The sequence below is a fragment of the Actinomycetota bacterium genome (genome assembly GCA_035536535.1).
GTDB lineage: Bacteria > Actinomycetota > JAICYB01 > JAICYB01 > JAICYB01 > DATLNZ01.
Genome location: DATLNZ010000143.1, coordinates 1 through 13,528, shown reverse-complemented (window position 1 = coordinate 13,528; position 13,528 = coordinate 1). Strand labels below are relative to the sequence as shown.

12 protein-coding genes and 3 tRNA genes are annotated in these 13,528 nt (G+C 68.0%); 5 read left to right on the top strand and 10 right to left on the bottom strand.

Annotated features, from left to right (window positions below; translation table 11 throughout):
* Positions 1-397: dihydrofolate synthase (locus tag VNE62_09760; protein HVE92564.1), on the bottom strand; the 397-nt coding region annotated here is incomplete at its 3' end.
* Between the two features lie 15 nt (positions 398-412).
* Entirely contained in the window at positions 413-3,049 is a 2,637-nt protein-coding gene (locus VNE62_09755) for a valine--tRNA ligase (protein HVE92563.1), read from the bottom strand.
* A 168-nt stretch (positions 3,050-3,217) separates the two neighbouring features.
* Between VNE62_09755 and VNE62_09750 the strand changes: the two genes are divergently transcribed.
* On the top strand, positions 3,218-4,588 hold the full coding sequence (locus VNE62_09750) for an amidase (GenBank protein ID HVE92562.1): 1,371 nt from the start codon (positions 3,218-3,220) through the stop codon (positions 4,586-4,588).
* 25 nt (positions 4,589-4,613) lie between these two features.
* Here VNE62_09750 and VNE62_09745 read toward each other — a convergent pair whose 3' ends face one another.
* From VNE62_09745 to tig, 4 genes are read right to left on the bottom strand one after another with little or no spacing between them, the layout of a single operon-like run.
* The gene (locus tag VNE62_09745; GenBank protein HVE92561.1) at positions 4,614-5,489 is read right to left on the bottom strand and encodes a GNAT family N-acetyltransferase; all 876 of its coding nucleotides are present in this window, start codon (positions 5,487-5,489) and stop codon (positions 4,614-4,616) included.
* Between the two features lie 33 nt (positions 5,490-5,522).
* Entirely contained in the window at positions 5,523-6,794 is a 1,272-nt protein-coding gene (gene clpX / locus VNE62_09740; GenBank protein HVE92560.1) for an ATP-dependent Clp protease ATP-binding subunit ClpX, read from the bottom strand.
* A gap of 22 nt (positions 6,795-6,816) precedes the next feature.
* Positions 6,817-7,485 carry an ATP-dependent Clp protease proteolytic subunit gene (locus tag VNE62_09735; GenBank protein HVE92559.1) on the bottom strand — a complete coding sequence of 223 codons (669 nt, stop codon included), beginning with the start codon at positions 7,483-7,485 and terminating at the stop codon, positions 6,817-6,819.
* Positions 7,482-8,783, bottom strand: coding sequence for a trigger factor (gene tig / locus VNE62_09730; GenBank protein ID HVE92558.1), 1,302 nt, complete (start codon positions 8,781-8,783; stop codon positions 7,482-7,484). Before tig ends, VNE62_09735 begins: the two co-directional genes overlap by 4 nt.
* Before the next feature lie 49 nt (positions 8,784-8,832).
* Between tig and VNE62_09725 the strand changes: the two genes are divergently transcribed.
* From VNE62_09725 to VNE62_09710, 4 genes are all read left to right on the top strand, one after another.
* A tRNA-Pro gene (locus VNE62_09725) sits at positions 8,833-8,909 on the top strand.
* Positions 8,910-8,964: 55 nt separating this feature from the next.
* Positions 8,965-9,035, top strand: a tRNA-Gly gene (locus VNE62_09720).
* 154 nt (positions 9,036-9,189) lie between these two features.
* Positions 9,190-9,750, top strand: coding sequence for a hypothetical protein (locus VNE62_09715; GenBank protein ID HVE92557.1), 561 nt, complete (start codon positions 9,190-9,192; stop codon positions 9,748-9,750).
* Between the two features lie 7 nt (positions 9,751-9,757).
* Positions 9,758-9,834, top strand: a tRNA-Arg gene (locus VNE62_09710).
* Between the two features lie 36 nt (positions 9,835-9,870).
* Here VNE62_09710 and VNE62_09705 read toward each other — a convergent pair.
* The 4 genes from VNE62_09705 to VNE62_09690 form a co-directional block, all read right to left on the bottom strand.
* Positions 9,871-10,566, bottom strand: a complete 696-nt coding sequence (locus tag VNE62_09705; GenBank protein HVE92556.1) for a chlorite dismutase family protein — start codon at positions 10,564-10,566, stop codon at positions 9,871-9,873.
* Positions 10,563-11,783, bottom strand: a complete 1,221-nt coding sequence (gene hemA, locus VNE62_09700; GenBank protein ID HVE92555.1) for a glutamyl-tRNA reductase — start codon at positions 11,781-11,783, stop codon at positions 10,563-10,565. Before hemA ends, VNE62_09705 begins: the two co-directional genes overlap by 4 nt.
* The gene (gene hemH, locus VNE62_09695) at positions 11,780-12,712 is read right to left on the bottom strand and encodes a ferrochelatase (GenBank protein ID HVE92554.1); all 933 of its coding nucleotides are present in this window, start codon (positions 12,710-12,712) and stop codon (positions 11,780-11,782) included. The genes hemA and hemH overlap by 4 nt, the downstream gene beginning before the upstream one ends.
* The coding region (locus tag VNE62_09690; protein HVE92553.1) for a uroporphyrinogen decarboxylase at positions 12,709-13,528 on the bottom strand (820 nt) is incomplete at its 5' end. The genes hemH and VNE62_09690, both read right to left, overlap by 4 nt.

Genomic DNA, 13,528 nt, shown 5'->3' with positions numbered 1-13,528 from the left:
CGAAAAACACCTCCAGCGCCATGGCAGTTAGCAGCTCAAAGTAGGTCAGGCGCTCAGCCAGCCGTTCCTCGACCATCTCCATGTACGGCCTCAGATAGGCGAGGGTGGCCGCGAACGACTGCTCGTCGATGGGAGCGTCCCCCACTTGGATTCGCTCCAAGACGCTTTCAAGGTGCGGGGACGTGTACGACCCGACGCTGAGCCCCAGCGAAGACAGCATCGACCGCACCATCTCGACCACCGAGAACTTCCCGTTGGTCCCGGACACATGCACGGAAGGGAATGAGTCCTGCGGCCGGCCGAGGGCTTCGGTCAGCGCCGCCACACGGTCCAACCCCGGGCGCATCCCGAACACGATGCGCTGCTCGAGGTAGTGAACAGCCTCGGCGAACTCCACGGGCGCCGGCGTCCCTTAGCCGTCGGGGAGTTGTTCGAGCTGGGCACGGAGCTTCTCGATGCGAGCCTGTGCCTCCGCGAGCTGCCCCCGGACCTTGTCCACGACGTCGGAGGGCGCGCGGTCCATGAACCCGGGGCTGTCGAGCTTGGCATTCGCGCGATCCGCCTGCGCCTGCAGATCGAAAATGGACTTGGTCAGCCGGCCACGCTCCGCGGCCGGATCTGCGACGGCAGTCAGCGGAAGGTAGACCTCAGCCTGTCCCACGACAATCCGGGACCAGCCGGTGCCGGGCGACGCCTCCGCCAGGGTCAGTTCCTCCAGGCCGGCCAGAGCGCGGAGCTCCTGGCTGTGCAACTGGATGGTCTGAGCGTGCGCGGCAGGGGCGACCACGACGGCGTCGATCTTTGTCCTGGGCGCCACGGAGTGCTCGTGGCGGAACCTGCGTATCTCCACGACGAGCTCCTGGAGCAGGACCATCCGCTGTTCTGCGTCGGGATCCAGATGCATTCTCTCGTCCGCGGGCCAGGAGGCGGTCATGATCGACTCGTCGTCGCCGCGCCCGGGCAGGCGCTGCCAGATCTCCTCCGTCACGAACGGCATCAGGGGGTGCAGCAGCCGCAGGGTCGTGTCCAGCACATGGTGCAGGACCGACCGCACCGCCGGAGCGGTGGACTCGTCGCGCAGTCCGAGCTTTGCCATCTCCAGATACCAGTCGCAGAACTCCGACCAGACGAACTGGTAGATCGACCGGGCGGCCTCCGCGAACTCGTAGGAGTCCATCGCGGCGTCGGCAGCGCGCACCGTCTGCGCGAGGCGCGACAGAATCCACGCCTCCGGCAGCGCCGGCTCGGCGGGAAGGCCCTCTGGGGGCTGCTCGCCCAGGTTGGACAGGACGAATCGAGAGGCGTTCCAGAGCTTGTTGGCGAACCGGCGGTCTCCTTCGATCCACTCCTCGGCGACGTTGGTGTCCTGCCCCGGGATGGCGGAACGCGCCAGCGAGAAGCGCAGTGCGTCGGTTCCGTAGCGGTCGCTCAGGTCCATCGGGTCGATCGTGTTGCCCTTGGACTTGGACATCTTCTTGCCCTCGAAGTCCCGGACGATGCCGTGGATCAGAACCTCGTGGAACGGGACCTCACCCATGAAGTGGAGTCCGGCAACGATCATCCTCGCGACCCACAGGTAAAGGATCTCGTAGGCCGTGACCAGGACAGTCGTTGGGTACCAGTAACGGAGGTCGTCCGTCTCCTCGGGCCAGCCGAGGGTGGAGAACGGCCACAGCTGGGAAGAAAACCAGGTGTCCAGGACGTCGGGGTCCTGCTCGATGTCGCTGCCGCCGCACTCCGCGCAGGCGACCGGAGCCTCCTCCATCGACGCGAAGGTGTGTCCGGATGCGCAGTACCAGACCGGGATCCGGTGACCGAGCCACAGCTGCCGCGAGATGCACCAGTCGCGGATGTTGGTCATCCAGTCCAGGTACTGCTTCTCGAACGGCTGTGCCGGGATGATGCGGATCCGGCCGGAGGTGACGGCCTCCACGGCAGGAGCGGCCAGCTCCTTCATAGCCACGAACCACTGCTCGGACAGCCAGGGCTCGATGATCGAGTCGCATCGGTCGCAGTGACCGACCGAGTGCAGGTAGGGACGCTCCTCCGCCTCCACGAGTCCCCGCTCCCGTAGAGCCTCCAGGACGGTCTTGCGCGCCTCGAAGCGGTCAAGCCCGGCGAACCGGCCCCCGTTTTCGTTCACCTGGGCCCGCTCGTCGAAGATGTTGATCTGCTCGAGGCCGTGGCGCTGTCCGATGTCGAAGTCGTTGGGGTCGTGGGCAGGGGTCACCTTGACGGCGCCGGTACCGAATTCGGCGTCCACCGACTCGTCGGCAACAATCGGGATGTCGCGATCCATCAGCGGGAGCCGGACGGTCGAGCCGATCAGGTGGCGGTACCGGTCGTCATCCGGGCTTACGGCCACCCCCGAGTCGCCGAGCATCGTCTCGACTCGGGTCGTGGCGACCGTGATGTGGCCGGATCCGTCGGACAACGGATACCGAAGCGTCACCAGTTCTCCGTCGCGATCGAAGTGCTTGACCTCGATGTCGGACAGAGCCGAGACGCACCTCGGGCACCAGTTGATGATCCGGGTGCCCCGGTAGATGCGTCCTTCCTCGTAGAGCCGCACGAACACGGTGCGCACGGCGTGTGACAGGCCAGCGTCCATCGTGAACCGGGTGCGGTCCCAGTCAAGCGAGCAGCCGAGCTTCGCGAACTGGTCCAGGATCCGCGCCTCGTACTCCTGCTTCCACTCCCAGAACCTCGCCTCGAACGCCTCGCGCCCCATCTCCTGACGGGAGATGCCTTCCTCCGCGAGCCGGCGCTCCAGCACGTTCTGCGTGGCAATGGCGGCGTGGTCCGTCCCCGGCAGCCACATCGTGGGCCGTCCCTGCATGCGGGCGCGGCGCGCGACGATGTCCTGGAGAGTCCCGTTGAGCGCGTGGCCCATGTGCAGCGCGCCGGTGATGTTGGGCGGCGGGATGACGATTGAGAGCTGCCGCCCCGGAGCACCTGTGGCCCCGGCGAAAAGCCCGCGCCCGCGCCAGTAGTCGTACCAGCGCGACTCGACGCCCTTGGGGTCGTAAACCTTTGCCAGATCACTCATGTCGGCCATCCTCGTCTGTTCGGGGGGGAGAAGACGAACCGGCCGGAGGGCAGCAGCGGTCCGGCCGGATCAGCCGGGTACTCGGGAGCCGAAGGCGCCCGTACGGAAGTCGCGCTGGCTGCTCATGGGGGTCCAGGGTACCCTGACCGGCCCGCGTAGTCTCATCCCATGCGAACGCTTGCCGAAAACGCGGTACTGGTCCAGTCGGGTCAGGCCTCTCCACAGGAGCTGCTCGAAGAGAGCCTGGAGGCGATCTCGCGCGTCCAACCGACGCTGAATCCCTTCACGTGCGTCATGGACGAGCAGGCGCGGGAGCGCGCTGCGCGCCGGCCCCCAGGGCCGCTGTCGGGGGTCCCGGTTGCGGTCAAGGACCTGTTCGACATCAGGGGCCTGCCGACCACCGGATGTTGCGCCGCGTACCAGGGGCGGGTCGGCGCTGCCGATTCCGCCGTGGTCGAGCGGCTGACGGAGGCCGGCGCTGTCGTCGTGGCAAAGACCAACCAGCACGAGCTGGCGGTGGGCGGCACCAATTCGGCCTCCAGCTTCGGCCCCGCTTGGAACCCATGGGCGCCGGGGCGCAGCCCGGGAGGATCGTCGGGGGGATCCGCGGCGGCCGTGTCGTCCGGGGCGGTGCCGGTCGCGATCGGCAGCGACACACTCGGGTCGATCCGGATCCCCGCATCGTTCTGCGGACTCACCGGACTCAAGCCGACGCACGGCGCGGTGAGCATGCGGGGCGCGATGCCTTACGCACCGCCTCTGGACACCGCCGGCCCTCTCGCGAGGACCGCCGAGGACTGCCTCACGGTCCACCGCATCCTCGCCGGCTTCGATCCGGACGACCTCTGGTCCCGGCAGGATCCATCGCTGCCTCCGGAACCACAGCCGATGATGGGGACGAAGGTGGGCATCCTGACCGGGTACCTCTCTCCCGCGCACCCGGACACGAGATCGGCCGTCGAGGCCGCAGCCAGAGCCATGGAAGACATGGGAGCGCGCGTCGACGAGATGGACGGCCCCGATCCCGACGAGGCACGCGAAGCAGTGGCGGCGATCGCCGCCGCACATCTGGCCCACCACCACGGGCACTTGTCCGAATCAGCGGACGTCGGCTCAGACGTGTCCCGCGTGCTCGAGATCGGACAGGGGGTAAGCGGCCGCGACTACGCCGGCCACGTGCAGACCCGGCGCCGGGTCGCGCGCGCGTTCGAGTGGCTGCTGACGCTGTGTGACGTGCTGATCTCACCGGCCACCCCGATGCCGGCGGTGCCGATGGATCCCCTCGATCGAGACGTCGAGCGAGGAGCGGTGAACGAGGTTGGAGCCGGCATCGCCCGGTGCACGATGCCGGTCAACCTTGTGGGCCTTCCGGCGGTCGCCTTCCCCGTGGGCTTCACTGCCGGGGGCCTGCCTGTGGGGGCCCAGCTGATAGGGCGGGAGTGGAGCGAGGAGGTCCTGCTGTCGGTCGTGTCGCAGTACCAGCAAGCCACGGACTGGCACCTGCGGGAGCCGCCGGACGCCCACGGACAAGCCCGGTGACCAGCCTTCCCCTGGGCAACCTGACCTACCTGTAGGGCCGGGCGGCGAAGTCGTAGCGGTCCACGTCCGCGACCCGCTCGTAGCCGATCCGCGCGTAGATCTTGTTGGACGTGGGGTTCGCGAGGTCGGTGAACAGAAAGCAGAAGCGACGGCCTTGCTCCAGCAGTCGCTCGGACAGCGCCCCGACGCAGGCACTCGCGTAACCACGCCCTCGGAGTTGTGGCGGTGTGTATACGAGGTTGATTCGGATCCCGTTGGGCGTGGGTCCGCCGAAGGCGGCCATCGATACGATCTCGCCGTCCTCCCACACGACCAGGCCGCCCCCGGGCGCCGCCAAGCGCCCCTCGAGCCCAACCCGGATCTTCGCCGGGTCCTCGTCGTGCGATCCGAGTGCCTCGGCGTGGAATGCGGCGGCCCAGGAGGCCAGGAGGCCCAGCTCCTGCGGTTCCGCGGGGCGCATGCGGCCTGGGACGGAGGGCAGCGGATTCAACTTCTCCAACCGGTGCACACGCAGGGACATCACCCGCGAAGCGCTCGCCCCGGTGATCGACGTCCACGCTTTTGCGAAGTCCGCGGCTCGTGCCGCCGGACCCGACACCCCATTGAGGGCCGGGTCTGCAGCTGATAGCTCCCTCGCCACCAGCCGGACCGCATCTGGGCTGTCGAACTCCGACAGCGTCACGGGGTGCGGCGGCGTCCTCATAGCGACGCCCTGTGTCCGGCCCTTGTCACTGACGACCGCGAACACCGGGAGCGCGTCCCCGTAGGTCATCCCCTGCCGAAGATTGGCGCAGAGACCGATGATCAGGCAGTGCTCGGCCTCCCGGGCCAGCAGGAACTCACCTGCGGAGGCCCAGAAGTCATCGACCGAAGACAGAAGCGTGACCGTCGGGTCCGTCACGGGCGACGAGTGCTCGGCCGCCGGAGGTGCGGCCTAGGCCGAGCGTTCCTTTTTGGAGCGCGAGGGGCGCTCGCCGCCGCGCGTGACCAGGGTCGGCGGGGCCTCCTTCGACACCGTCTCCTTGGTGACGACGCACTTCTCCACGTCCTTGCGGGACGGAATCTCGTACATCGTCTCGAGGAGGACCTCCTCGACGATCGCTCTCAGAGCGCGGCACCCGGTCCCGCGCTTGAGCGCCTCCCGGGCGATTGCATACAGCGCGTCCTCCCGGATCTCGAGGTCGACGCCGTCGAACTCAAGGAACTTGCGGTACTGCTTCACGATCGCGTTGCGCGGCTCAGTGAGGATCCGCACCAACGCGCCCTCGTCCAGGTTGTGGACGTAGGTCAGGATCGGCAGCCGGCCTATGAACTCCGGGATCAGGCCGAACTTGAGCAGGTCCTCCGGCATAACGTGCGAGAAGATCTCGCCGAGGTCCTTGTCGCCGATGCGCCGGACGTCGGCGCCGAAGCCGATCCCCTTGCGGCCCACCCGCGACTCGATGATCTTCTCCAAGCCCGCGAAGGCACCGCCGCAGATGAACAGGATGTTGGTCGTGTCGATCTGGATGAACTCCTGGTGGGGATGCTTGCGGCCCCCCTGCGGGGGAACCGAGGCCACCGTGCCCTCCAGGATCTTCAGCAGGGCCTGCTGGACCCCCTCGCCCGAGACGTCCCGTGTGATGGACGGGTTCTCGGACTTGCGGGCGATCTTGTCGACCTCGTCGATGTAGATGATCCCGGTCTCGGCCCGCTTGACGTCGTAGTCGGCGGCCTGGATCAGCTTGAGCAGGATGTTCTCCACGTCCTCGCCGACGTAGCCCGCCTCGGTCAGCGCGGTGGCGTCCGCTATGGCGAACGGGACGTTGAGCATCTTGGCCAACGTCTGCGCGAGTAGGGTCTTGCCGGTCCCGGTGGGGCCGAGGATCAGGATGTTGGACTTCTGAAGCTCAACGTCGGCGTCGGCGGGGGTCGGGCCCATGAAGATGCGCTTGTAGTGGTTGTAAACCGCTACGGACAGCGTCTTCTTGGCCTGCTCCTGGCCGATGACGTAGTTATCGAGGAACTCCGAGATCTCCTGGGGCTTGGGGAGCTCCTCGAGCCGCGGCTCGCTCGGCTCGGCCAGCTCCTCCTCGATGATCTCGTTGCACAGGTCTATGCACTCGTCGCAGATGTAGACGCCCGGGCCGGCGATGAGCTTCTTGACCTGCTTCTGGGACTTGCCGCAAAACGAGCACTTCAGCAGGTCGTCGCCGAATTTAGCCACTCGCCGTCTCCCGTGAGCTCGACTACTTCTTGCCGTTGCCCTCGGCCTCGGCCCCGCCGACGAGCGCCAGTCCGATGGTGCCCGCGATCACTTCGTCCACCATACCGTAGTCCCTGGCTTCTTCAGCACTCATGATGAAGTCGCGGTCGGTGTCCTTGCCGATCTTCTCGACGGACTGTCCAGTGTGCAGGGCGAGGATCTCGTCGATCATCTTGCGGTACAGCAGGATCTCCCTCGCGTGGATCTCGATATCCACCGCCTGACCTGCGATTCCGCCTGCGTGGGGCTGGTGGATCAGGACGCGTGAGTGCGGCAGCGCGAACCTCTTGCCCTTCGCTCCGGAAGCCAGAATCACGGCCGCGGCGGATGCCGCCATGCCCATCACCGTCGTGGAGACGGCGTTCTTCACGTACTGCATCGTGTCGTAGATCGCGAAGAGAGCGGTGATGCTGCCTCCGGGCGAGTTGATATAGATGTTGATGTCCTTGTCGGAATCCTCGGACTCCAGGAACAGCAGCTGGGCCATCACCAGGTTGGCGATCTGATCGTCGATGGGGGTGCCCAGAAAGATGATCCCGTCCTTGAGCAGCCGCGAGTAGATGTCAAAGGCGCGCTCGCCGCGGCTGGACTGCTCCACGACCATCGGGACCAGGTAGTTGCGGACGTGGCTGATTCGATCGTCTGAACTCATGGGGGCTGGACCTCCGTCGTGATTTCGGCCCGCGCGATGAGGAAGTCAAGGGCCTTGGCCCTGATGATATCACCGTCGACGGACGCCCAATTCGAACCCTGGTCGAGCCGGCTGCGCAGGTCATCGGGCTCGGCACCCAGCCGCTGGGACAGGAGCTCGACTTCCTTTGCGCGGTCGTCCTCGGTGGCTTCGAGCCCTTCGGCGGCCGCCAGCGCGTCCAGGCCCAGGCGCAGGGTGATCGAGCGCTCGGCCCCCGGCCGCAGCCGGGCCTTGGCCGATTCGAAGTCGATGTTCTCCGCCTCCAGGTACTGCCTGAGCGAAGCGCCGCGGGCGTTGAGGGAGCGAGCCAGGTTCTCCACCATGGCGTCGACCTCCATCTCGACCATCCCCTCCGGGAGGTCCACGGACACCCCGTGCTCCAGGAAAGCCTCCACGACCCTCTCGCGGAAGGCAGCGTCGGCCTGCTGGGTCTTTATCTCCTCGATGCGCTTGCGGATGTCCGAGGAAAGCTCCTCGAGCGTGTCGAACTCCGAGGCCGTCTTGGCGAAATCGTCGTCGAGGGGCAGGAGCTTCCGGGCCTTCACGTCCTTTACCAGCACCTGCATCCGCACGTCCCACCCGGCCCTGTCGCCGAACCTCTCGGGCAGTGTCACCGGGACGTCCAGAATGTCACCGCGGCTTTTGCCCGCCAGTTCGGAGTCCAGCTCCGGGACCACCATCCCCGCCCCTAGCTCGATGAGCAGGTCCTTTGCGGACACGTCGTCCACGACCTCGCCGTCGCGGGTGGTCGTCAGGTCGATCAGAGTGAAGTCGCCCTCGAGGGCCGGCCTCTCCACGACCTCCACGGGCGACAGGCGGACGCGCAGCCGCTCCAGCTGCTCCTGGACCTCCTCGTCGGTGACCGCCGAGTCGGGCCGCGCCACCTTCAGCCCCACGTATTCCCGCAGCTCGGGGGTGGGCCGGGTCTCCACCGTCGCGTCGAACACCAGCTCTCCCCCGCTTTCAAACGAGGTGACATCGATAGACGGCGGGGAGACGATGTCCAGGTCCGACTCGAGCACGGCCTCCTGGAACAGCTCCGGGATCGCGTCCTTGAGAGCCTCGCTGCGGACGAACTCGGCGCCCAGACGCTGGTCGATGATGGGCTTTGGAGCCTTGCCCGGACGGAATCCCGGCACCCTGATCTCGCCGGCGAGCCGCTTGTATGTGCGGTCCAGCATCTTTGACACGTCCTCGGGCGGCACCTGGACGGTCAGCTTGAACTTGTTCTGCCCGATCTGGGCGACGGATGTCTTCATCAGGGAGGGCGCCCAGTATAGAGGCGCAGGCGGAATACACTTGCGTCATCGGGCCGTGGCGCAGCTTGGTAGCGCGCCTGCTTTGGGAGCAGGAGGCCGCGAGTTCGAATCTCGCCGGCCCGACCAGTGTTTCCGGGCGCACGGGGTCGCGCAGGCCCACGCCCGGTACAATCGGCTGGCTGCGGGAGTAGCTCAATGGTAGAGCCCCAGCCTTCCAAGCTGGCCATGAGGGTTCGATTCCCTTCTCCCGCTCTGAATAGCCACCCATAGGGGGACATACCCCTCTCTCGCGTCCTGGACGCCGCACCAGTTCCGTTGAGTGGGCGCAGGCGTTGGATACAGTGGCGGTGCCGAAGTTTCGCCGGGAGGAACCATTTCTACACAGACGAAGTCCGGGTCGCGCCGTGTGCCGGTGCTCGTGCTGGCGCTCGTCCCGGTCGTGCTCGCGGTGATCGCCGCCCTGGTGCTGTCCAACCGGGGGGCCGACCTCACGCAGCCGTTCGCGGACGCGACGGCGTCCCCGTCCGGAACCGCCTCCCCGGCCTTCGCTCTGCCGACTCCTACATCTGACGTGCGCCGTTCCCCGGCGGCGCCCATCACCTCCGTCGCACCTACGGCATCCCCGCGAACCGGCGCCGCGCAGACTTCGCCGACGCCTGCCGCTCCCACCGCCACCGCCCGCCCCGCCACGCCTGCCCCCGGAGCCGGGGGCACGGGAGCCGGGGCCGGAGGGGGTACGGGAGCCGGGACCGGAGCGGGCTCCTCCGGCTCGGGGGCCGGAACGGGGGCGGGTTCGGCCGGTGCGGGGGCCGCGGCGACGCCCCGTCCGGGCGCAGCGGGAGCCGCGACGGGAGCTGAGGACGGTCTGGCCAGGACCGGCGGGGGCGCGATGGGGGCCGGGCTGTTCTGGCTGGGCCTCGCCGCAGGTGGGGTCCTGCTGTCCCGCCGCGGGGGCCGGGCATACTGAGCAGTCGGCGCCCGTAGCTCAACTGGACAGAGCAGCGGACTTCTAATCCGCAGGTTCCGAGTTCGAGTCTCGGCGGGCGCGCCAGGCGTTTGCGCTGGTCAGAGCCCTAGCTGGAGCGCGCTACGATGCGCCGTCGAGCTGGTCGAGGATCTGGTCGATCGGCAGTCGGACGCAGGTGAAGATCGGCACGTCGCGGGCCGTGTAGCTGGACGACTCCGACTCCCGCAGCTCCATCACCAGGTCCAGGAACTCCCCCACCGTCTCGGCCTCGAAAGCCACGACGAACTCCTGGTCGTCGATGCCGAACGAGTAGCCGGTGTGGATCTTCACACCCGGGTAGCGGTGTCCGATCTTGAAGTGCTCGCCCATGATGCGGCGGCGGTCCTCGAATGGAAGCCGGTACCACGGGCGCAGCTTGTCCATCGGGTAGACGAACAGATACGTCCCGCCGGCGGGTCCGGCCGGGGCGTCGGCCTCCTGGCCCTCGTGGGTGTGTCCCTTCAGGTACATCGACTTGCGCGTCATGGCCAGGAAAGAGTGCGTCGGCTGCAGGTACCGGCCCAGGCCCGTCGCGTTCATCCGCGACTGAAACTCCTGCAGGGGGTGCGCGTCGTCGGCGAGCAGCCACAGGCACAGGTCGGCGTCCGCGCGAAGTCCCACGGTCGAATAGGGATGCACCTGCAGGGGCAGGTCGGACGAGATCAGCTCCGCGAGCTCCTTTTTGTGCAGGGACCGCTCCTCGGCCCCCAGGTGACGCCACGCCGGGTCCACCTTGAACAGCGCGTAGCGCATCAGCACCCTGTTCTCAGCGGTCATGCGTCGGCTGCCTCCTGGTCGTCGGGATAAACCGAAACGGGACGGTCCAGGCCGAACATCCGCTCGATCAGCTCGCGCGACTGCGGGTCCGCGCGGCGAAGGGCCGTCAGGGGTCCGTGCAGGATCTTGTTCGCTATCCGCAGCGCCATCTGGGCCATCCGCTGGGCCTCATCGGGACCGGCGTCCATAGACTGGGCGGCCTTGCGAACCTCCTCGCGGACGATGCTCTCGGCGCGCGCGCGCAGCGCGAGGATGGACGGGCCCGCGGCGCGGGTGTCCGCCCACAGCTCCAGCTCGGCGACCTCGCGGCGGACCATGTCCTCGGCCTCCCGCAGTCCTTCCGGCCACCGGCCGGGGACCGGGATGTCCTCCAGACAGCGGACCTCCAACCCCGGGCGGTCGATCGCCTCCACGGCCCGGGGCACAGACAGGTCGACCACGACCAGCGGCCTGGCCGGGACGTGCTCCGAGGTGAGCACCGGCCCGCCGGAGACGGCCACGACGGCGAAGTCGGACCCCGACAGCACCGCTTTCAGGTCCGATACATCCGCGTGTTTCGAGTTCAGCTCTGAGGCAAGCGACTGCGCCGGCTCCAGCCTCCGGCCCACCACTGTCAGGTCCGCGCCTGCCGCGGAAAGCTCGCATGCGGCATCGCGGGCGGCCTCCCCTGTACCGATGACGCACCCGGCCCTGCCCTTCAGGCCGTCCAGCCGCGTGATCAGGAATCCGGCCGTGAGCGAGCCGATGCTTCCGGCATTTCGTCCGAGGGGCGTATCGCTGCGAACTTGACGTCCGAGGCGGATGGCCCGTCCAAGGATGTTCGCGAGCACGGGGCCGACGGCGTCCTCCTCCTGCGCGAGCACGAACCCACGGCGAACCTGTCCGAGCACCTGCGGCTCCCCCACGACGAGCGAGTCCAGTCCGGAGGCGACGCGGAACAGGTGCTCGACCGCCTCGGCCCCCTCCATCAGGCGCAGGTCCTGCGAGTCGGTCGGCTGCAGGCCGGGGAGCAAGGCGGCCACCGAGTGAACGGCCTCCGCGACCGGTGACTCCACGGCCGCGTACAACTCGGTGCGGTGACACGTGGACAATACGACCAGCTCGGCCACCGCGGACCTCGACGCCCGCAGGACCTCACGCTGCGCCGGTTCGTCCAGCGCCAGCCTCGACCTCAGGCCGGCGGGGGCCTCACGTCCGGCGCTGAGCGCGATGATCACGCGGGCACCCCCGCACGGTCTTCCGGCATCCCGGCGCCCAGGTCGCCGGACTCCGCGCGCTCGACAACTGACGCCAGGACCTCGACAAAGCGCGGGTCGTCGTTCGGCAGCGCCGTGCGCCGCAACTCCAGCCCGATCGCCTGAGCCTTCTCGACGCACTCGACGTCGACATCGAACAGGATCTCCAGGTGCTCGCTCACGAACCCGATGGGCACCACGACCGCACGCCTGCCTCCTTCGGCGGCGAAAGCATCGAGGCGGTCGAGGATGTCCGGGCCGAGCCAGGGGACGCCGGTGTGGCTGGCGCTCTGGAAGGCGAACTCCCAGCCGTCGACGCCGGCGGCTTCGGCGACCAGCCTTGAGGACTCCGAGAGCTGATCGCGATAGGGGTCGCCCTGCTCGAGGATTCTCTCCGGGAGGCTGTGGGCGGTGAAGAACACGCGTGTGCCGCTCGGCTCCCAATCTGCCAGTGCATCGCGCAGGGCCGCGGAAGTGAACTCCACAAACGCCGGCTCCCGCCACCACGACCTGACCACTGAGACGTCGGGGCCTCCTTGCAGCGCATCGCGAAGCCGAGACTCATAGCCGCCGATGCTCATGTGCGAGAAGTGAGGGGCCAGGCCCAGCCCGATGACGCGGTCGCAGTCCTCGAGGTCGGCTGCCGACTCGGCAATGTACGGGTGCCAGTGCTTCATACCCGCGCGAACGCGGTAGCGGTCCGGGCCGAGCCGGGCCTCCAGGGCCCGCGCCGTGCGCTGGGTGATGTCCACGAGAGGCGACGAACCCCCGATTCGGCGGTAGCGCTCCGTCAATTCCTGCACCCCCTCGTCTGAGGGTGGACGCCCGCCGCGGATGTCCTGCAGGTACGGACGAACTTCGTCCAGCGTCCTGGGGCTCCCGTAGGCCATCAGCATCACGCCGACGGTCATGACGCGTGCACCTCGTCCACCATCAACTTGAGGCTGTCCAGCGGCGTCCCGGGGAGCACGCCGTGTCCGAGGTTGAAGATGTGCCCCGGCCGGCCGCCGGCCCTGTCCATGACGTCTTTGACGCGGGCTTTGATCAGGTCCGGGGGGCCGAAAAGTACGGCGGGATCGAGGTTGCCCTGGATGCCGCGGTCCGGCCCTATCCTGCGCCACGCCTCGTCCAGGGGGACCCGCCAGTCCACGCCGACGACCTCGCAGTCGGGTGCCGCCATCAGCTCCAGGAACCCGTGGGTGTTCGTCCCGAAGTTGATCCTGGGCAGGCCGAGGTGCGCGATCGCGTCGAAGATGCGGCGGGTGTAGGGCAGGACGAACCTCTCCATGTCCGACGGGCCGAGGCCCCCCACCCAGCTGTCGAAAAGCTGCACGGCCTGCACTCCGGCCGCCGCCTGCTCGGTCAGGTACTCGACGACCATGTCGGTCAGCCGCGTCATGAGCTCGTCCCAGGCGTGCGGCTCGCGGAACATGAACGAGCGCGTCTCGGAGAACTCGCGGCTGGGGCGCCCGTCCACGAGGTAGCAGGCGAGGGTGAGCGGCGCCCCGGAGAAGCCGATCAGGGGCACCCGTCCGTTCAGCTCGCCGCGGACGAGGGAGATAGCCTCCATGACCGCCGGGACGGCCTCTTTCACGGCGATCCGCGGCAGCCCTCGGATCTGCTCCATTGAGCGGATCGGCTCGTCCACCACCGGACCCCCCTCGCGGATCTCGAAACCGATCCCAAGCGAGGCCAGCGGCAGCATGATGTCCGCGAACATGATCGCG

What these genes read in the sequence shown, in the direction of transcription:
- VNE62_09755 (HVE92563.1), bottom strand. Translation starts at nt 3,049, where the DNA reads ATGAGTGATCTGGCAAAGGTTTACGACCCCAAGGGCGTCGAGTCGCGC.
- VNE62_09750 (HVE92562.1), top strand. Translation starts at nt 3,218, where the DNA reads ATGCGAACGCTTGCCGAAAACGCGGTACTGGTCCAGTCGGGTCAGGCC.
- VNE62_09735 (HVE92559.1), bottom strand. Translation starts at nt 7,485, where the DNA reads ATGAGTTCAGACGATCGAATCAGCCACGTCCGCAACTACCTGGTCCCG.
- tig (HVE92558.1), bottom strand. Translation starts at nt 8,783, where the DNA reads ATGAAGACATCCGTCGCCCAGATCGGGCAGAACAAGTTCAAGCTGACC.
- VNE62_09705 (HVE92556.1), bottom strand. Translation starts at nt 10,566, where the DNA reads ATGACCGCTGAGAACAGGGTGCTGATGCGCTACGCGCTGTTCAAGGTG.
- hemH (HVE92554.1), bottom strand. Translation starts at nt 12,712, where the DNA reads ATGACCGTCGGCGTGATGCTGATGGCCTACGGGAGCCCCAGGACGCTG.